This window comes from Cryobacterium sp. AP27 (assembly GCF_056680495.1).
The window spans coordinates 2,100,586-2,118,110 of record NZ_CM155285.1; the positions used below are offsets into that span (position 1 = coordinate 2,100,586).

Annotated in this window: 17 protein-coding genes; 10 read left to right on the forward strand and 7 right to left on the reverse strand. The window is 66.6% G+C overall.

Annotated features, from left to right (window positions below):
• Positions 1–77 precede the first annotated feature (77 nt).
• From AC1MB9_RS10045 to AC1MB9_RS10065, 5 genes are all read left to right on the forward strand, one after another.
• Positions 78–707: a biotin transporter BioY gene (locus tag AC1MB9_RS10045; RefSeq protein WP_479961817.1), complete on the forward strand. Its 630-nt coding sequence runs from the start codon at positions 78–80 to the stop codon at positions 705–707.
• Positions 708–711: 4 nt separating this feature from the next.
• A complete protein-coding gene (locus tag AC1MB9_RS10050) occupies positions 712–1,392 on the forward strand; it encodes an energy-coupling factor ABC transporter ATP-binding protein (protein WP_479961818.1) in 681 nt (226 codons plus the stop codon).
• Between the two features lie 10 nt (positions 1,393–1,402).
• Positions 1,403–1,996 carry an energy-coupling factor transporter transmembrane component T family protein gene (locus tag AC1MB9_RS10055; protein WP_479961819.1) on the forward strand — a complete coding sequence of 198 codons (594 nt, stop codon included), beginning with the start codon at positions 1,403–1,405 and terminating at the stop codon, positions 1,994–1,996.
• A gap of 85 nt (positions 1,997–2,081) precedes the next feature.
• Positions 2,082–3,104, forward strand: a complete 1,023-nt coding sequence (locus AC1MB9_RS10060) for an FKBP-type peptidyl-prolyl cis-trans isomerase (protein WP_479961820.1) — start codon at positions 2,082–2,084, stop codon at positions 3,102–3,104.
• A gap of 104 nt (positions 3,105–3,208) precedes the next feature.
• Positions 3,209–3,847 (forward strand): hypothetical protein, encoded by a 639-nt coding sequence (locus tag AC1MB9_RS10065; RefSeq protein ID WP_479961821.1) that lies wholly within the window; start codon positions 3,209–3,211, stop codon positions 3,845–3,847.
• Here the strand turns inward: AC1MB9_RS10065 and AC1MB9_RS10070 are convergent.
• A complete protein-coding gene (locus AC1MB9_RS10070) occupies positions 3,816–4,883 on the reverse strand; it encodes an EamA family transporter (RefSeq protein ID WP_479961822.1) in 1,068 nt (355 codons plus the stop codon). The two genes, AC1MB9_RS10065 and AC1MB9_RS10070, sit on opposite strands and share 32 nt — an antisense overlap.
• A 120-nt stretch (positions 4,884–5,003) precedes the next feature.
• Between AC1MB9_RS10070 and AC1MB9_RS10075 the strand changes: the two genes are divergently transcribed.
• Positions 5,004–5,525: a CGNR zinc finger domain-containing protein gene (locus AC1MB9_RS10075; RefSeq protein WP_479964622.1), complete on the forward strand. Its 522-nt coding sequence runs from the start codon at positions 5,004–5,006 to the stop codon at positions 5,523–5,525.
• A gap of 168 nt (positions 5,526–5,693) precedes the next feature.
• Complete coding sequence (locus AC1MB9_RS10080; protein ID WP_479961823.1) at positions 5,694–7,202, forward strand: HNH endonuclease signature motif containing protein; 1,509 nt, start codon at positions 5,694–5,696, stop codon at positions 7,200–7,202.
• 153 nt (positions 7,203–7,355) lie between these two features.
• Here AC1MB9_RS10080 and AC1MB9_RS10085 read toward each other — a convergent pair whose 3' ends face one another.
• Positions 7,356–8,795 carry an APC family permease gene (locus AC1MB9_RS10085; RefSeq protein WP_479961824.1) on the reverse strand — a complete coding sequence of 480 codons (1,440 nt, stop codon included), beginning with the start codon at positions 8,793–8,795 and terminating at the stop codon, positions 7,356–7,358.
• A gap of 234 nt (positions 8,796–9,029) precedes the next feature.
• On the opposite strand from AC1MB9_RS10085, the gene AC1MB9_RS10090 reads away from it, so the two are divergent.
• On the forward strand, positions 9,030–9,398 hold the full coding sequence (locus tag AC1MB9_RS10090) for a DUF1801 domain-containing protein (protein ID WP_479961825.1): 369 nt from the start codon (positions 9,030–9,032) through the stop codon (positions 9,396–9,398).
• Positions 9,399–9,528: 130 nt separating this feature from the next.
• Here the strand turns inward: AC1MB9_RS10090 and AC1MB9_RS10095 are convergent, their stop codons facing one another.
• From AC1MB9_RS10095 to AC1MB9_RS10110, 4 genes are all read right to left on the reverse strand, one after another.
• The gene (locus tag AC1MB9_RS10095; protein ID WP_479961826.1) at positions 9,529–10,425 is read right to left on the reverse strand and encodes a glycine betaine ABC transporter substrate-binding protein; all 897 of its coding nucleotides are present in this window, start codon (positions 10,423–10,425) and stop codon (positions 9,529–9,531) included.
• Between the two features lie 108 nt (positions 10,426–10,533).
• The gene (locus tag AC1MB9_RS10100) at positions 10,534–11,484 is read right to left on the reverse strand and encodes an ABC transporter permease (protein WP_479961827.1); all 951 of its coding nucleotides are present in this window, start codon (positions 11,482–11,484) and stop codon (positions 10,534–10,536) included.
• Positions 11,481–12,767, reverse strand: coding sequence for a quaternary amine ABC transporter ATP-binding protein (locus AC1MB9_RS10105; RefSeq protein WP_479961828.1), 1,287 nt, complete (start codon positions 12,765–12,767; stop codon positions 11,481–11,483). The genes AC1MB9_RS10100 and AC1MB9_RS10105 overlap by 4 nt, the downstream gene beginning before the upstream one ends.
• 319 nt (positions 12,768–13,086) lie before the next feature.
• Positions 13,087–14,463: a cation:dicarboxylate symporter family transporter gene (locus tag AC1MB9_RS10110; protein WP_479961829.1), complete on the reverse strand. Its 1,377-nt coding sequence runs from the start codon at positions 14,461–14,463 to the stop codon at positions 13,087–13,089.
• 149 nt (positions 14,464–14,612) lie between these two features.
• Between AC1MB9_RS10110 and AC1MB9_RS10115 the strand changes: the two genes are divergently transcribed.
• Positions 14,613–16,319, forward strand: a complete 1,707-nt coding sequence (locus AC1MB9_RS10115; protein WP_479961830.1) for a sensor histidine kinase — start codon at positions 14,613–14,615, stop codon at positions 16,317–16,319.
• Positions 16,316–17,014, forward strand: a complete 699-nt coding sequence (locus AC1MB9_RS10120; protein WP_479961831.1) for a response regulator — start codon at positions 16,316–16,318, stop codon at positions 17,012–17,014. Before AC1MB9_RS10115 ends, AC1MB9_RS10120 begins: the two co-directional genes overlap by 4 nt.
• A 6-nt stretch (positions 17,015–17,020) precedes the next feature.
• On the opposite strand, the gene AC1MB9_RS10125 is transcribed toward AC1MB9_RS10120, so the two are convergent.
• Entirely contained in the window at positions 17,021–17,506 is a 486-nt protein-coding gene (locus AC1MB9_RS10125; protein ID WP_479961832.1) for a YdeI/OmpD-associated family protein, read from the reverse strand.
• Between the last annotated feature and the right edge of the window lie 19 nt (positions 17,507–17,525).

Below are 17,525 nucleotides of genomic sequence, written 5' to 3' on the forward strand. Positions count from 1 at the left end.
GCGCGTACAAACTCCGTTCGCATTCTTTGGAGGTTTTCTCTGGAATCGGGCGGTCGCCGGATTCTAGATTGAGACTCATGTCAGCACGCATTCTCTCCTCCCGCGATCTCGCACAGATCGCCATTTTCGCCGCCCTGATCGCGGCCCTCGGGCTCCCGGGGGCGCTGTCGATCGGAGCGGTTGCGGTTCCCATCACCTTTCAAACACTCGGGGTGATGCTCGCCGGCGCCGTTCTCGGCCCGCGCAAGGGCTTCTTCGCGGTGCTGCTGTTTCTGCTGCTGACCCTCGCCGGACTGCCGCTGCTCTCCGGCGGTCGCGGCGGCCTCGCCGCGTTCACGATCAGCCCCTCGGCGGGCTATCTCTACGGCTGGCTGCTCGGCGTGGTCGTCATCGGCTACCTCACGCGCCGTCTTCTCCCCCGGTACCCGCTGTGGAAGGCGCTCGGCGCCACGGCCCTCGGCGGCATCGTCGCCGTCTACCTGCTGGGCATCCCCGTACTCGCACTCAACCTCGGGCTTCCGCTCTGGGTCGCCGCCGCGAACAACGTCGTCTTCCTGCCCGGGGACATCCTGAAGGTCGTCGTCACGGTTCTCGTGGCCCGCCAGGTGCACCGCGCGTATCCGGGACTGATCGACCTGCCGGCCAAACGCCCCGTCGCCACCGTTCCCGACCCGGCCGCCGCCACCGCCGCGGCCACGGCCGAGTAGCCCGGTGCCCATCGTCACGCTGACCGGAGTCTCCCACGCCTTCGGAGACCGAACCGTGCTCCGCGATGTGACCCTGCGCCTGACCGAACAGCGCATCGGCATCGTGGGCGCCAACGGCTCCGGTAAATCCACGCTCGCCCGTATGATCAACGGACTCGTCACCCCCGACAGCGGAACGGTCACCGTCGACGGGCTCAACGTCGCCAAACGGGGCAAGGACGTGCGCCGCCGGGTGGGATTCGTGTTCACGAATCCCGACAATCAGATCGTCATGCCCACCGTGCAGGAAGACGTGGCGTTCACGCTGCGCCGCCGGGGCCTCGGCGCCGAGCAGATCGCGGAGCGCACCGCGGCCGCCCTCGAACGTTTCGGCCTGTCCGCCCACGCCGAGCATCCCGCGCATCGCCTCTCCGGCGGTCAGAAGCAGCTGCTCGCCCTGGCCTCCGTGCTCGTGTCGGAGCCAGACATCATCGTGGCCGACGAGCCGACCACTCTGCTCGATGCCCGAAACGCTCGTCGGATCTCCGAGCTTGTGGCGACGCTCGGCCAACAGGTGATCATGGTCACTCACCATCTCGAGCTGCTCGAGGACTTCGACCGGGTGATTGTGATCGAGGAGGGTGCCGTGGTGGCAGACGCCCGGCCCGACGAGGCCCTGTCGGCGTACCGCGCGTTGGTGTCATGAACGGCCACCCGTGATCGGCCTCTACAGCCCCGGCACCTCCTTCGTGCATCGGGCACCCACGCTCCTCAAGCTCCTGCTGCTGTCGATCTTCGTGGTGGTGCTCGGCGCGACCCGTGACCTGCAGATGCTGGGCGTGACCGCCGCGCTCGTACTCGTGCTGGTGCTGAGCTCCCGTGTGCCGGTGCGGGCCGCGGCGGCGCAGATCGCTCCGATCCTGTGGATCCTGGTGATCGCGGTGCCCGTTCAGGGACTGCTCGCGGGGTGGGTCGTCGCCACGCTCATGGCCGGGCGGCTGCTGCTCGCCGTGACGCTGGCGGCCCTCTTCACCATGACCACGACGGTCACGGCCGTGCTCGAGGCCTGTGAGAGGCTGCTCAAGCCGTTCTCCCGCTGGGTCGACTCCGAGCGGATCGGGCTGCTCGTGGCCCTGACCATCCGCTGCATTCCGCTCGTCACCGACATCGTGCGCGAGGTGCTCGAGGCCAGGAAGGCCAGGGGAACCCGCGGCTCGCTGCTCGCCCTCGCCGTCCCCGTTGTGGTGCGGTCGCTGTACGCGGCGGACGCCCTCGGGGAAGCCCTCGCCGCGCGCGGGCTCGACGACTGAAGTCGCCGCGCCGCCGGGACTCAGCGACCTCATAGCCGGGGCGTGCGAGTGTTGACGCAGACATCCTTCGCGTAGAGAGAGCCCCGTGTCCAAAAAACTTGCCCTTCTTGTCACCACGCTCGGCCTCACGGCGGTTCTCACCGCCTGCAGCGGCAGCAGCAGCAGCAACGCCCCCGACGGCTCCGATGCCCCGACCGCCGACCGCACGGTGTCTCCCACCTCAGAGTGCACCGATGCCGGCAGCGTCTCAGACGCCATCGACGTGACCGGCGACTTCGGCGTGGAGCCGGCCGTGACGATGGAAGCGCCCGTCACCACCACCGCGACCGAGCGCACCGTCGCGATCGCGGGTACCGGAACCGAGAAGACCAAGGCCGGTTCGGTCGTGAACGTGTCGTTCTCGGCCTTCGACGGCGCCACGGGTGACAAGGTCGATTCCACCGGATACGGCGCAGAAGCCACGTCGGTGTCCCTCACCGTGGCCGACAACTACGTTCCCGGACTCGTACGAGCCGTGAACTGCTCCGTCGTCGGCGACCGGGTCGTCGCCGTGATGCCGCCCTCCGACGGATTCGGCGACAAGGGCTGGACCGACCTCGGCCTCGGCGCCACGGACTCGATGGTCTTCGTCATCGACATCAACTCGATTCAGCCGGCCAAGGCCAACGGCGTGGACCAGCCCGTTGCCGACGGCCTGCCGACCGTGACGCTCGCCGACAACGGTGCACCCACGATCGCGATCCCCGACACCGAGGCTCCCGGCGAATTGACCATTGCCACGCTCAAGAAGGGCGACGGCGTGCCTGTCGCTGACGGAGACACCGCCCAGATCGAATACACCGGCGTGCTCTGGGCAACCGGCAAAGAGTTCGATTCGTCGTGGAAGACCGACGGCCCGGCAGCCCTGCCGACCGCCAACGTGGTTCCGGGCTTCGCCGCCGCCCTCGTCGGCCAGACGGTGGGCTCCCAGGTGCTCGCCATCATCCCCCCGGCGGACGGCTACGGCGCCGACGGTCAGCCCGATGCCGGCATCAGCGGCACCGACACGCTCGTCTTCGTCATCGACATTCTGGGCACCGGTCCCACCGCCGCGGCTCCCGCGCAGTAACCCCGGCCCAACGCGTTTCCACTCACCCGCTGACGGCGAATGCCTCGGTCTTCGCCGCCGGTCCCCATCCAGCGGACGCGGACGGCCGCTGGTAGGTTGCACGCATGAGCGAAACGGGCGCGCACAACTCAACGGCACTTCCGTCGGGATGGCTGCCACTCGACCGGGCGGGTTGGTGGGGCGCCTTCGCCGCGACTCCGCTAAACGGTGTGCTCGTGGCCATCCTGCCGCTCAACCTGGGATCCTTGGTCGCTCAAAGCCTGGATATCGCGGTCTGGTGGGGCCTGTTGATCACCCTCGGCTCTGTGCTGCCGCTGCTCGTGGTGCTCTACCTCGTGCAGCGGCTGCGCTACCCGCAGCCATGGGTGAACTTCGATACGGATGAGATGCGTGCGGGGCGACGGGTCACTGCCCTGGCAGACATCTCGTGGGCCCGGCTGGACCTGGTCGACCGGCGGCGCACCCAGACCCGCGTGCTCACGCTCCGATTCGGTGCCGCGGGCGGCCCACGGGCGTCCGTTCGCCTGCGCGGCAGGACGGGCCACGTTCCCTCCGCGGCAGTCACCGCAATTGTGGCCGAGGTCGTGCGTCGATCGTCCATCGCCGTGCCGCAGACGCCGGATGACCCCAGCGGACGCTTCGCCCGCTACAACTTTCCGGGTTCGCTGAGTCGAGCCGACGCCCTCGAGGTCGTGTTGACCCCGCCCACGATCAACGATCCGGCCCCGGTTCTGATCGCCTGAGGTGGTTCGCGGGAGCGGATGCCACGGCCAGTGCCTCCTCGGAGGCGCCGGTCGGGGCGTCGTTCTCCGTTTCGTTGGGTTCCGCATGGTGCTGTCCGGGCTCCTCCGGCGGCAAGGACTCGGCGGCGAGCTCCACCCGCTCCTCGCCAACGGCCGCAATGCCACCGAGGATGAGCAGCCCGCCGAGCAGTTGCAGCGGCGTGAGCAGTTCGCCGAGCAGCAGCCATGCGAACAGCGACGCGAATATCACCTCGAGCAGTCCGAGGAACGACGCAAGCCGTGACCCGAGTATCCCCGCCGCGGTGATGCCGGAGGCGTAGGCGATCGCTGTGCTGATGAGCGCAAGCGCCAGCAGCGGCACCCACCAGGGCGTCTCCGCCCCGAGCAGCGACAGGTCAGTGAATGATGCGGTGAACGGCAGCAGCCCTGTGATGCCGAGCAGCCCGAGCGCCGCTCCGCCGACCAGCAGCCCAAACGCCGCGAGCGCTATCGGCGGCAGTCCCTGCGCCGGGCGGGCGGCAACGACGAAGAACACCGCGCAGGCAATCGCCGCTCCGAACGCGAACAGCACCCCAACCGGGTCGACGGCGCGAATCGCGCCGGGACCGATCACGAGCACGAGACCGGCCACGGCGAGGGCAGATCCGAGTAGAACGGTGCGGCGGGGCATCCGTCTGGTCGTCGCCCAGACGAAGCCGACCAGAATTAGCGGGGCGAGAAATTCAATCAGCAGCGCGGTGGAGACCGGAATCGTTTGCAGCGCGGCGAAGTAGGCGAGCTGCGTGGCCGCGACGCCCACGATGCCCATGCCGAGCACCCGCCACCGTGCCGGCCAGAGCGCGGCCCAGCGCCCACGGAGCGAGATCAGGGCGAGCGGCAGCAGCACGATCCCGGCCGTCAGCGCACGCGCCGTGACCGCCGCGGTCGGCGACCAGCCGGCCTCGAGCATGGGCTTGACGAGAGCGCCGGACGTGCCGAACGAGATCGCGGCCATCACCGCGATGATCAACCCACCGGGTATCGTTGCCAGCTTCATGCCGTGCCCTTCGCTCGAGCCGGTCATGGTCTAAACTGGCTGATGCCACTGACACTACAACCGGCGCTATAAGGAGTCAACTTGCATTTTGCCCCTGACACCGAGGAAGCTCTGGAATTCATGGTGGCGCTTGGAAACAGCGACCCCGGGGCATCCCCGAGCGGCCGCGACGAGCTCGAGACGGTCGCCGATCTCGCGGCCCTGCTCGCCCCCATCCCGTTCACCGGCCGCATCGACGGCGACGAAGCCGAGCTGCTCGACGTGCGCCAGACGCGCGACCTGATGCGCCGGGTCTGGACCCTCGACCGCGACGGCGCCGTGCCCGAGGTCAACCGCATGTTGCGCGAGGCCAACGCCCTCCCCCAGCTCGAACGCCACGACGCCTCTGATTGGCACCTGCACGCGACGGTTCCCGAGGCACCGCTCGGCGAACGCATGCGCGTCGAGGCCGCCATGGCCCTCATCGACGTGATCCGCAGCGACGAAATGGGCCGCCTACGACTCTGCGAAGCGGATGACTGCACCGGCCTGGTGCTCGACCTCTCCCGCAACGGTTCCAAGCGCTTCTGCAGCGTGCGCTGCGGCAACCGCATGAACATGATCGCGTTTCGCGAACGGCAGGCCGCCGGGCTTCAGGTCTAACCGCACCCGTGGCTGCTGCGCCCTCCTGGCCACAGCGCTGCTGAACGCGATTCGGGCGTCCGCACCCCGGCGCGATGACAAACTCGACCGCTCGAATCGCGCCGGCCCAGTGTCAGTGTCAGTGTCAGTGTCAGTGTCAGTGTCAGTGGTGCCTGTGACACTTATTTCATGACAACCACCATTGACGGTGTTTTCGCTGGTTTGACCGGGTCGCTGGCCCGATCAAACATATCCGCGGCGTCGTTCGCGGAGCTCTCCGATGATCAGTCGGAGAACACCCACCGGGCCATCGCCCGACACATGCGGGAGGTCGGAAAGTATTACGCGTTGTCGGCGGCGAACGTCGCCGCCCGCTCCGACTGGCAGCTCGGCCGGGAAGGCCTCGCCAGAAAGAAGGGCTACGCCTCCGCAGAGGACTATGTGCAGTCATTGGGCGGTGGCGGCGGCACCAGGGCCGACACCCGCCGCCTGATCGAGGCTGGCACCATGGCCACCGAGGCCGAAACCGCCCGGGATCGGCAGGAGCAGGCCGACGAGCTGGCGCGGGAGTTCCCGGAGGCCCCGCCGGTCGAGGTGCACGTGCCGTGGTTCGCTCCGCTCGGTGCCGCCGTCACCAATGGAACCCTCAGCACCGAATCCGCGACCGCCATCCGTCGAGGCCTCGGAGAACCCGCCATCGGGGTGACGGAGGCGATGCTCGCCGACGCGGTCATCGCCCTCATCGCCCAGTGCCGCACCGGGAACGCCGACCAGGCCGCGAAGGCGGCCCGGCAGTGCCGGGACTCCATCGATGCCGCCGGTGTCGCGTCCCGGGCCGACGCCATGCGCGCCCGACAGTACCTGCGGGTGTGGGACAAGCCGGACGGTATGTTGCACGGCGCCTTCGAGCTGGACCCGGAGAACGGCACCTACTTCACGGACTTCCTGCTGCAGATCATCGGACCCCGCACCGGCGGCCCCCGGTTTGTGGAGAAGGGCGAGAAGGAACGCGCCAGGCGCATCATCGACGACCCACGCTCCACGGACCAGATCGCCGCCGAGGCACTGATCGAGGTGATCAAGGTCGCCGCGGCCGCCGACCCCGGCACCCTGTTCGGCCGCATTCGCCCATCGGTCAAGTTAGTCGTAACTGCAACAGATACTCCGGCACCGACATCCTCGCTTGGCGCCTCGGGCGAACTGGTTCTGACAAGCGGGTTCCTCGAGGGAGCACCGGGAGCGGTACCGATCACCACGATCGACCGGTCGATCTGCAACGCCGGCTTCATCCCCGTGTTGTTCAGGAGAGACGGCAGCGTGCTGGATGTGGGCAGGGAACAGCGACTCTTTTCAGCTGAGCAACGCGCGGCCCTGGCGCTTCGGGACGGCGGCTGCAGGTGGCCGGACTGCCACCGACCACCCAGCTATACGGAAGCCCACCACATCAACGGCTGGAACGCCGACGGAGGCCTCACGAATCTCGACGACGGCATCCTGCTCTGCGCTCGAGATCATCTCCGGTTGCACAACGACGGCTGGGAGATCACCCGCATCGGCACCGGCACCGGCACCGGCACCGGCACCGAGTATTGGCTGATCCCACCATTGGCCGCCGACCCCACCCGCACGCCCATTCGACTGGCGGGTGCATCACCGCTGGAATTACGCTCGCCGCTTTCGACTCGGATCCGCTGCTGAGTACCCGGCACCCAGCACCACGCAGCGAGCAGCGAGCAGCGAGCACACTGTCGCACCGAGCACGAAGCACCGAGCGCGGCGAGCACGATGTGGGAGGAATCTGCCGAGTCGCCGACGTCGTGACCGCGAATCCGTCGTCGGCGACGCGTGGCTTCAGGGCGCGGCGTTGCTGGAGGGCTTGGCCGCCCCTGTTGACGTGGTGGTGCTGGCGGCCTGGATGCTGCGCACGCCCTCCGGCCGGCCCGAGCGCACCCAGATGCGGTTCAGGATGGTCGAGATGACGAGCGCTGCCGCGAGACTGATCAGCGGCAGGCCGCGCGACAAATTCATGACCAGCGTGAACAGCACCACGACGGCTCCCACAAGGTTCAGAAGCAGCGAGGCCCGTCGCCTCTCCCGGAACGAGAACCTGGCCATGGCCAGCAACCCGCCCAGGAAGCTCAGGAACACGGCCACGGCATAGAACAAGACCAGGCTCTGGTCCCTGGCACCCGCGATGATCACGATCACGACCGACAGCACAGCGAATGTCGCCACGCCCCAGATCGGGGTGTGCCGACTGTTGGTGCGCGCCAGAACGGCCGGCAGAATCCCCACGAGACGGCCATCCGCTCGGGCATGCCGCGCCAGCGCCTTGAGCATCCCCGGCCCGGCCTGAAACGCGGAGCTTGCGGCCGCGAGCAGCAATAGTGCGGTGGCGAGCTGGAACGCCGCAAAGAGCGGCGCCGGTGCCACCACCCTCGCCAACTCAGCGATCTGGGTCGTGTTCGGCCCCGGAATCCCGATCCTGAGGTGCACCAGTTCCGCGGCGAGTCCGACAGTGACCGTGCCCACAACGCCCAGCGTCAGCCACAGGGTGAGTCCCCCGAATCGCCGCCGGCCGGCGTCGTCGAGTTGGCCCAGCTCGGCGATGGCCGTCGACGGGGCCTCGACCCCGGTGGCCAGGGCCATGGCCACCGGGAACGCCAGCAGCACGGCCACGATCGGTATGTGGGGCGGGGTGTCGGTGATCGTTCCGATCGCCTGCGGTGTGACTCCGAGCCCATAGAGCAACACCAGTGCAGTCAGCACGATGAAGGTGAGCGTCATTCCGGCAAAGATGATGCGACCGAGGTGCCCGAAGAGCGTGGCGGTGGCGACGACAAGCAGCAAGCCGATCGCTATCTCAATCCGCCACGGCGCGAGGCCGGGAAAGTAGGCGATGGCAGCGGATGCTCCCGCCGAGACGCTCACAGCGATCGTCAGCACGAAGTCCACGACCAGTGCCCCGATCGGGATGAACGACCAGCCGTCCCCAAAGGCCTCACCGACCGCCGCGGATGCCCCACCGCCCTTGGGATAGCGGTTGATCAGTTGGCGGTAGTTCACGATGACGAGAGCGATGATCGCGACCACGAGGCCCATCGTCGCGAGCAGCAGGGACAGGTCTCCGCCGAGGGCCCGCAGCGCCGCCTCAACGGCGTACGCCACGGACGACACCGGGTCGGCCATCACGGAGAAGGCGAACGCCACGAGGAGCACACGCCGGGAGGCGAAAACGCGGCGAAACCGGGTGCGGCGTGCGCGAATGGGCGATGGAACGGTGTCGGGCACCTGCAACCCTTCAATAGAGACTGAGCCCTCCAAGTCTAGGAGCCCGTCCGGCGTTATGAACGCACCACAGAGCGCGACAGGCACCAGACGAGCGTGAGCTCACAAAGCAATCCTGAGTACACGGTCAGAGTCCGAGGGCGAATTCATGACAGGGTGTTAGTGGATAACCATTCACTAACGAAAGAGGATCACCTGACATCCACGCTGGACCCCACGCCTTCCACCCTCCCGCCCATGACTGCCCCCATTCCGGCGGCAACGACCATCGCCGCTTATGTCGAGAAGCAGAAAGAGCCGCTGGCCAGCGTCGTCGTCGCACTGCGGGCGAAGCTGGATGTGGGCCTGCCGGAGACGTACACGGAGCTGTGGCACGGGCATCCGGTGTGGCTGGATGACGGAGTTCCGGTTGCGGGATTCAAGGCGTACCCCACGTTTGTCACCGTGCTGTTCTGGCGCGGTCAGGCCATCAAGGACACGTCGGGCAGGCTCAATGCGAGCGGCTCGGCGGAGATGCGCGAGTTCAAGCTGCGTGGCCTCGATGACCTGGACGACGCCCTGTTCGACGACTGGCTGGGACAGATCAGCGAACTTCAGGCACTCTAGAACCACCTGAAGCTACACGAAGGGCCCGCGTCGTCGACGCGGGCCCTTCGTGGTTCACCGACACTGATGCCGGTGGACACAAGGGAAGGCCCGCGTCATCGACGCGGGCCTTCCTCAGATAATCAGGTGACTAGCTCGTGAGCGAGTCGACGTACTCCTGGTTGTCTTCGATCCACTTCGCGACGATCGGACCGAAGTCGTCGCCGTCGTAGTCGACGAACATGGCCTTCTCGAGCGAGCCGAGCTGGTCCAGGTCCATCTTGTAGTCGCCGAGCCACTTGGCGGCCTCCGGGAAGTCGTCCTTGAAGGTCGACTTGCCGTACGCGTGCAGGCTCTCGGCGTTGCCGAGCGCTCCCTCAGGGTCCTCAAGGTTCTTGATGGGGAGGGCGCTGTAAACCCAATGCGGCTGCCACAGGGTGACGACGATGTTCTCGCCGTTATCCGTTGCGGCGGTCAGCTCGGTGAGCATGGCTGCCGTTGACGAGGTCAGGAACTCCATGTCTTCCAGGCCGTAGCCCGGGATGACCTTCTCGTTCACGGCCTTCGTCAGGCCGGCGCCGGGCTCAATACCGACGATGCGGTTGTTGAACAGGTCGGCGTTCTCCTTGAGCTCGGACAGGGAGTCGATGGGGGCGTCCTCGTTCACCGCGATGGTGAGCGCTGCCTCATCGTTCCACGCGCCGAGGTCGGTGATGCCGTCCTTGTACTCGTCGATGTAGGTTGCGTGGGTGTCAGGCGCCCACACGTCGAGGGTGAAGTCATAGTCTCCGGTGGACAGACCGGAGAATACGGGTGCAACATCCGCATAGGCGAGCTCTGCGTTGTAGCCTTTCTCGTCGAGAATGGCCTTCCACAGCTCGGAGGATGCGACTCCTTCATCCCAGCCGTTGAAGACGGCGATGGTGATGTCCTTCTTGTCCGTGTTGCCGTCGCCGACCGTCGAGTCGGTCTCGCCTGAGGCGCAGCCGGTCAAACCAAGGAGCCCGATGGCTCCCATGGCGATAAGGGTACGTGAACGGGTGTTCATGTGTCTTTCCTTTCTTGTCGCCCTGCTGCGGGCGACCGGGATACTTCCTGGTGCATGCGGAATCCGCACATTTCGCCACGGATGCGGGTGCACCCGTGAAGTCTGGGGTTAAGCTCGGGCCGTCGTTCCGGCTGTGGCCGGTTCGGATCGCGCCGGCTGGTCAGCCTTTTCGGCCTCCAACGCCGCGATCTGCTGGCGACGCTTGCGTGCCTTGAGGTAGCCGCCGAGCGGGGTGTCACCCTTACCGAGCGCCGCGGTCAGCCGGTCGAGGTAGATCGCGAGGATCACCACGGCGAGGCCGGCTTCGAAGCCGAGGGCTACGTCGATCCGGTTGAGGGCACCGACGACCTCTGCGCCGAGGCCACCGGCGCCGACCATGCCGGCGATGACAACCATCGACAGGGACAGCATGATGACCTGGTTGATGCCCGCCATAATGGTGGGCGTCGCGAGGGGCAGCTGAATCTGACGCAGGATGCGCCACGGGGACGCACCGAAGGCCTGTCCGGCTTCGACGACCTCGGGGTCGACGCCGCGGATGCCGAGCTCGGTGAGACGCACGCCCGGTGCCATCGCGAAGATGATGGTCGCGACGATCCCGGGAACGACACCGATCCGGAAGAGGATCAGCGCGGGAATCAGGTACACGAAGGCCGGCATGGTCTGCATGAAGTCGAGTATGGGCCTGATGGTGGCCGACGCGCCGGACGACTTGGCAGCCAGGATTCCCAGCGGAACGCTGATGGCGATCGCGATGATGCTCGCGACGAGCACCAGGGCGAGCGTGTCCATCGCGTTTTCCCACTGGTTGACGCCCAGGATCAGGGTCAGCCCGATAATGGTGCCGGCCGCGAATTTCAACCCGCGGGTCGCATAGGCCAGCGCGGCGGCGAGGATGATGATCACCCAGAAGGGCGGCGCGACCAGAAGAAAGTCAATGCCCTCGAAGGCGCCCTTGAAGATGGTGCGGATGATGTCGAAGAAGAAGCCGAAGGTGGCGGTGACCCAGTCGACGAACCCTTCTACCCAGGTGCCGAGGGGTATGCGGAAGTCGTTCACTGTGCAGATCCTTCCGTAGCGAGTTCGTCCAGGGTTTCATCGAGAACGCTCAGCGGGATTGTCGAACGCGGTTCGATCGTCGGCAGGCTGCCCGTGTTGGTACTGACGTTGCCGAGCGCGGCCAACAGCGTGACCCGGGGAATAACGCCGAGGAGGCGCTTCTTCTCGTCGACGACGGCAATCGCCATGGCGCTTTCCACCGAGGGCTCAACCAGGTCGACGAGGGGCGTGTCCTCACTAACGGAGACCGCATGGCCGAGAATGATCGTGCGCAGGTCGGTCTCGCCCGCCTTCACGAGCTTGAGCACGTCGCTGTCGCGTACGACGCCCACGAAGCTGTTGTCGCGGTTGAGCACAAAGGCGACGGAGGTTTGGAATTCGCGCATCACGCGAAGCGCCGCACGCGGACCACCGCTGGTCGTGACCACGGCGCGCACCGGTTCCATCACACTGGCGGCGGTCAGTACCCGGGCGCGGTCGACGTCCTGCACGAACTGGGCAACGTAGTCGTTGGCCGGGTCGGTGAGGATCTCTTCGGGCGTGCCGATCTGCACGATGCGGCCGTCACGCATGACCGCGATGCGGTCACCGAGGAACATGGCCTCGTTGAGGTCGTGGGTGATGAAGATGATGGTTTTGCCGAGCTCGGCCTGCAACTCGATGAGCTGTTCCTGCATTTCGCGCCGGATCAGCGGGTCGAGGGCGGAGAACGCCTCGTCCATCAGCAGAACGTCGGTGTCGGCGGCGAGTGCGCGGCCGAGGCCCACGCGCTGCTGCATTCCGCCGGAGAGTTCGGACGGCAGGCGGTCTGCCCAGCCGTCAAGCCCGACCAGGTGAATGATGGTGCGCGCCTTGGCCAGGCGTGCCTCGCGGCCCATGCCCTGAATCTCCAGGCCGTAGGCCACATTGTCGATGACGGTGCGGTGCGGCAGCAGGGCGAAATGTTGGAACACCATCGACACACTCTTGCGGCGCACGTCGCGCAGCTCGGTGTCGGAGATGCCGGCAATGTTGGTCTCGCCCACCGTGACGCTGCCGGATGTCGCATCCCACAGCCCGTTGAGCATGCGGATCAGCGTGGATTTTCCCGAGCCGGACAGGCCCATAACCACGAAGATCTCGCCTTTTTTAACCTCGAAGGAGGCGTCGATGACGGCTGCGACTCCGAGGTGTGAGATTTCGGCGCGGCTTTTTCCGGCCGCCAGCTGTTTGACGATCTCGTTGGGCCTACGCCCGAATGCTTTGTACAGGTGCTCTGCCTTGACGGCAATGGTTTCGGTCAAAGTTCTCCGGTGCACTCCGACGGGACGCTTTCGCGGTCGCCTTATCGGGTACTCGCTATTGTCGAACGGGTGGGTCGTGACCGGCCGGACGCCGACGTTCGGGCGTGGGCTGGGGCGATCATGGGATCGCTTCCGTCAGGGCCGCACCATACGTCCACGTCAATTCCGTCGCAGATGAAGCGGCGGAAGAGTGTAGTCGCGTTCTGGTTTGGGGGTCGTGAGACCATGACCCCCATTCTAGCACACGGTACTTTTCGAGTCACCGAAATGGGGGCGCCGCCGGGGGTTTTTACCCGTGACACCCCCATTTCGTGGGAGGTTAGGAACCGATCGCTGCCGGAATGCGTGCCTCCGAGAGCGTCTGAGCGTCCACATCGACGGGAGCCTCGAACGAGTGGTGTGCCGCCATCGTAGTCTCGTCGAATGGGTCTTGCTTGGCCAGCACCCGGTCCACCTGCACGCGGTCGATTTCCTTCGTCCAGGTTCCGATCAGCACGGTGGCGACCGCGTTGCCGGTGAAGTTGGTGAGCGCCCGCGCCTCACTCATGAACCGGTCGATACCGACGATGAAACCGACTCCGCCCACAAGGTCAGGAGCGTGGGACTGCAGGCCGGCGGCGAGCGTGGCGAGGCCGGCGCCGGAGACCCCGGCGGCCCCCTTCGACGCGATGATCATGAACAGGAGCAGCGCCACCTGCTCGCCGAGGTTCATCGGCTTGCCCATGGCGGTGGAGATGAACAGTGACGCCATCGTGAGGTAGATTGCGGTGCCGTCGAGGTTGAAGGAGTAGCCCACGGGAACGGTGACGCCCACGACGGGCTTCGATACGCCGAGGTGTTCCATCTTGGCGATGAGTCGCGGCAGGGCCGCCTCGGACGAGGATGTCGAGACGATGAGGAGGTATTCCCGGCCGAGGTAACGCATCAGCTTGAAGATGTTCACGCCGGTGACGATCTTGAGCAGTCCGCCGAGGATGATCACGATGAACACAATGCAGGTGGCGTAGAACGCGGCCATCAGCGTGAACAGGCTCACGATCGCCTGCACACCGGTGGAACCCACGACCGCGGCGATGGCACCGAAGGCGCCGAGCGGCGCCATCCACATGATCATGATGAGCACGCGGAAGACAAGGGCCTGCACGTGCGCGATGCCCTTGAGAATCGGTACGCCGGCCGGGCCCATCCGCTGCAGAGCGAACCCCGCAATGAGGGCCACAAGCAGGGTTTGCAGGATACTGCCGGAGGTGAGTGACGAGACCAGGGTCGTGGGGATGATGCTCAGGATGAAGTTCGATTCCGGAGCCGTCGAGGCGACGTAGTTCGCATCGGAGAGGTCCAGGCCCGATCCGGGCTGCACCAGGTTGCCGACCACGAGCCCGATGCCGAGTGCAAACGTGGACATGATCACGAAGTACCCGAGGGCGAGTCCGCCGACCCGGCCCACCGTCGCCGCCTTGGCGATCGAGCCGATGCCCAGAATGATCGTGCAGAAGATCACCGGCGCGATCATCATCTTGATCAGGCTGACGAACGCGTCACCCATGGGCTTGAGCTTCACGGCGAAGCCATCCGGGCCGCCCCAGACGAGGCCGACGACGATGCCGAGCACCACGGCGACGATGACCGCCATGTAGAGATAGTGGGACCGGTCGATGCGCTTGCGCGGCTTGGCCGGTCGGGGGGATGACGCCATGTCAGACTCCTTTGTCTTGGTTCGATCGGCACACGCGTGGGCCCGGCTGATCCTGATGGCTTCACACTGGTCGACGCGCTGCGATTCGCCGAGCTTGCGGTCATACTGTTCACGGGTAGGTACTGTTCAGCGTTGGAGAGGCGAGATCTGTGAGCCGCGAATGGAGCATTGCCCGGCGGCTGCTTGTCGCCCACGTACTGTCGGTTGTTGTGCTCACGAGCTTCATCGGCACCGCACTTTTCATCGATGCCCGTGATCACAGCTACGACGAAACCGAGGCGCGGATGTTGTCGATCGCCACGACGATCGCCGACAACCCGCTCACGCTCGACGCCAGTGGCTCCGCCGATCCGAGCGCCCTGTTGCAGGCGTACACGATCGAGGTCACCGCCGATGCTGATCTCGATTTCATCACCATCATGGCTCCCGATGGCACGCGGTGGACGCACCCGAACCCGGCGGAAATCGGCAATGACTATTCCGGCGCCCGAGCCCCCGCCCTGGCGGGACAGCCATTCACGGAGATCAGCACGGGCACTCTCGGGCCGTCGGTGCGCGCCGTCGTTCCGGTCCTTGACGGGAACGGAACGGTCGTGGCGCTCGTGGCCGCGGGAGTCACCACGAGCAATGTGGCGCTCGCCCTGAATGCCCGGCTGCCGGCCTTGCTCGTCCTCGCCCTCGGCCTGCTCGCGGCGGGCTTCCTGATGTCCCTGCTGCTCGGGCGCTACCTGCGGCGGGTGACGCTCGGCTGGGGGCCTGAGCGGCTCGCGCAGCTGTTCGTCTACTATGACTCGGTGCTGCGCTCGGTGCGCGAAGGGCTCGTGCTGGTGGATCTCAGCGGCCGGCTCGTGCTCTACAACGATCAGGCGGCACGCCTCCTCGGCATTCCGCCGGACGCTGCGAACCGGCCCAGCACGCCGCTCGCCGAACTCGAGCTTCCGGCCGCACTAGGTGCCCTGCTGAAGAGCGGACGCCGCACCCAGGACGAGGTCTTTCTGACCGACACCCGGGTGCTGGTTGTCAGCCAGGAACCGGCGGAGGCGCCGTCGCGCACGGGCAAGAACAAACCGGCGCGCATCGGCTCGGTCGCCACGATTCGGGATCACACCGATCTGCAGACGCTCGGCACCGAGTTGCAGTCCATGCGCACCCTGTCCGACGCCCTGCGTGCGCAGACGCACGAGCACTCCAACCGATTGCATACAATCGTGTCGCTGATGGAACTCGGCCGCACCCAGGAGGCGCTCGACTACGCCACGACCGACCTGGAACTGAGCCAGCAGCTCACCGACGACATCGTCAATTCGGTCGACGAACCCGTGATCAGCGCCCTGATCATGGGCAAGGCGGCGCAAGCGAACGAGCTCGGCATCGCCCTCACCGTGGCAGCGGAGGGCACTATCTCCGACTCCGAGTTGTCGGTGCACGACCTGGTGACCGTGCTCGGCAACTTGATCGACAATGCGCTCGATGCGGCGGCATCCGCCCCACCGCCGCGCCGGGTGGCCGTCAGCGTGACCCAGAGCCCCGACTGCGTCACCGTTGAGGTCGCCGACAGCGGGCCGGGCATCGACGCGGATGACGCCGAGCGCGTCATGCAGCTCGGCTACAGCACCAAGGACAGTGCCGGCTACGGTCGCGGGCTCGGCTTGGCGCTCGTGCGTCAGGCCGTGGCGCGCCTCGGCGGAACCCTCACGGTGGGCCGCCGCGACGGCGCCGTCTTCACGGTGACCATCCCCACGACGACCGCCGGACTGATCGCCGCCGGGCCCCCCGCCGACCCGCCCGCCGACGCCGCGGCCGACGACGACCTGTACCCACGGGACACCGGGCTACCCAAGGGAACGCCGACATGAACCAGCCGATTCGCGTGCTCGTCGTCGAAGACGAGCCGCTCACCGCCGAGGCGCACGCCGCCTACGTGGGCCGCCTCGAGGGTTTCGTGCTCGCCGGAACCGCCGGCACCGGGCAGGATGCGCTGCGCATTCTCACCCTGCAGGCCGCCGCCGGCACCCCGATCGACCTGGTGCTGATGGATATGAACCTGCCCGATCTGCATGGGCTCGACGTGAGTCGACGCATCCGTTCGGCCGGGCTGGCCACCGACATCATTGCGATTACCGCGGTCCGGGAGTTGCAGGCCGTGCGCGGGGCGATCGCGGCCGGGGTGGTGCAATACCTGATCAAGCCGTTCACGTATGCAACGTTCGCGAAGAAACTGGTGAGCTACCGTGATTTTCGGCAGCAGCTGGGGTCGGCGTCGAGCATGACCACGCAGACGGATGTCGACCAGGCGTTCGCGAGCCTGCGCTCCCCCACGGACGTGCCGCGCCCCAAGGGCCTCGCCGACGACACATTGCAGCGGGTGACGGACTATCTCAAGGCGCAGGGCTCCCCCGTGTCGGCGAGCGAGGTGACCGAGGCGCTCGGCATGTCCCGCGTCACGGCCCGGCGCTACCTGGAGTTTCTGGCCGACTCAGGCCCGGTGCTGCGCGCGCCCCGTTTCGGCACCCCCGGTCGTCCCGAGAACGAGTACAGCTGGCGCCGCTAGCCCGGGTTACTTGAGGCTCTTGCCCTCGGTGACCAGCCCGGTCATCTTCTCGATGCGCCGGGCGCGGGTCTCCGGTCGCTTCGCATCTTCAATCCACAGCTGGAATTCGCGCTGTTGGCTGTAGCTCATGCCGGTGAAGGCATCCAGCTGCCCGGCGGCCTCCAGCGCCTCGCGGCTGTCGGTTGCGAGTTCGATCCGGCGTTCCTCGGTGTCGAGTTCAAGCTGCACGTGCACGGTGTCTCCGGCGTCCAGGCCGAGTTGCCGGCGCACCTCGGTGAGCACGAGGAGCATGTGTTCCGGCCCGCCATAGGTGACAAGCGATCCGCGATAGTCGATGCCGTTGAAGCGCGCCTTCACCGGCACCCGGCCCTTCACTCCGAACAACTCGGAGACGCTCCAGGGAAAATTCACGAATCCCGCCGAGCCCGACGCGTCAGAGCGCTGAATCACGGCGTCGAAGGCGAGCGGTCCGGGATTAGAATATGTCACCATGGCATGAGTTTAGCGACGG

Excerpts from the sequence above, each read along its gene's own strand:
- AC1MB9_RS10045 (WP_479961817.1), top strand. The coding sequence starts at position 78 with ATGTCAGCACGCATTCTCTCCTCCCGCGATCTCGCACAGATCGCCATT.
- AC1MB9_RS10065 (WP_479961821.1), top strand. The coding sequence starts at position 3,209 with ATGAGCGAAACGGGCGCGCACAACTCAACGGCACTTCCGTCGGGATGG.
- AC1MB9_RS10070 (WP_479961822.1), bottom strand. The coding sequence starts at position 4,883 with ATGAAGCTGGCAACGATACCCGGTGGGTTGATCATCGCGGTGATGGCC.
- AC1MB9_RS10075 (WP_479964622.1), top strand. The coding sequence starts at position 5,004 with ATGGTGGCGCTTGGAAACAGCGACCCCGGGGCATCCCCGAGCGGCCGC.
- AC1MB9_RS10080 (WP_479961823.1), top strand. The coding sequence starts at position 5,694 with ATGACAACCACCATTGACGGTGTTTTCGCTGGTTTGACCGGGTCGCTG.
- AC1MB9_RS10090 (WP_479961825.1), top strand. The coding sequence starts at position 9,030 with ATGACTGCCCCCATTCCGGCGGCAACGACCATCGCCGCTTATGTCGAG.
- AC1MB9_RS10095 (WP_479961826.1), bottom strand. The coding sequence starts at position 10,425 with ATGAACACCCGTTCACGTACCCTTATCGCCATGGGAGCCATCGGGCTC.
- AC1MB9_RS10110 (WP_479961829.1), bottom strand. The coding sequence starts at position 14,463 with ATGGCGTCATCCCCCCGACCGGCCAAGCCGCGCAAGCGCATCGACCGG.
- AC1MB9_RS10120 (WP_479961831.1), top strand. The coding sequence starts at position 16,316 with ATGAACCAGCCGATTCGCGTGCTCGTCGTCGAAGACGAGCCGCTCACC.
- AC1MB9_RS10125 (WP_479961832.1), bottom strand. The coding sequence starts at position 17,506 with ATGGTGACATATTCTAATCCCGGACCGCTCGCCTTCGACGCCGTGATT.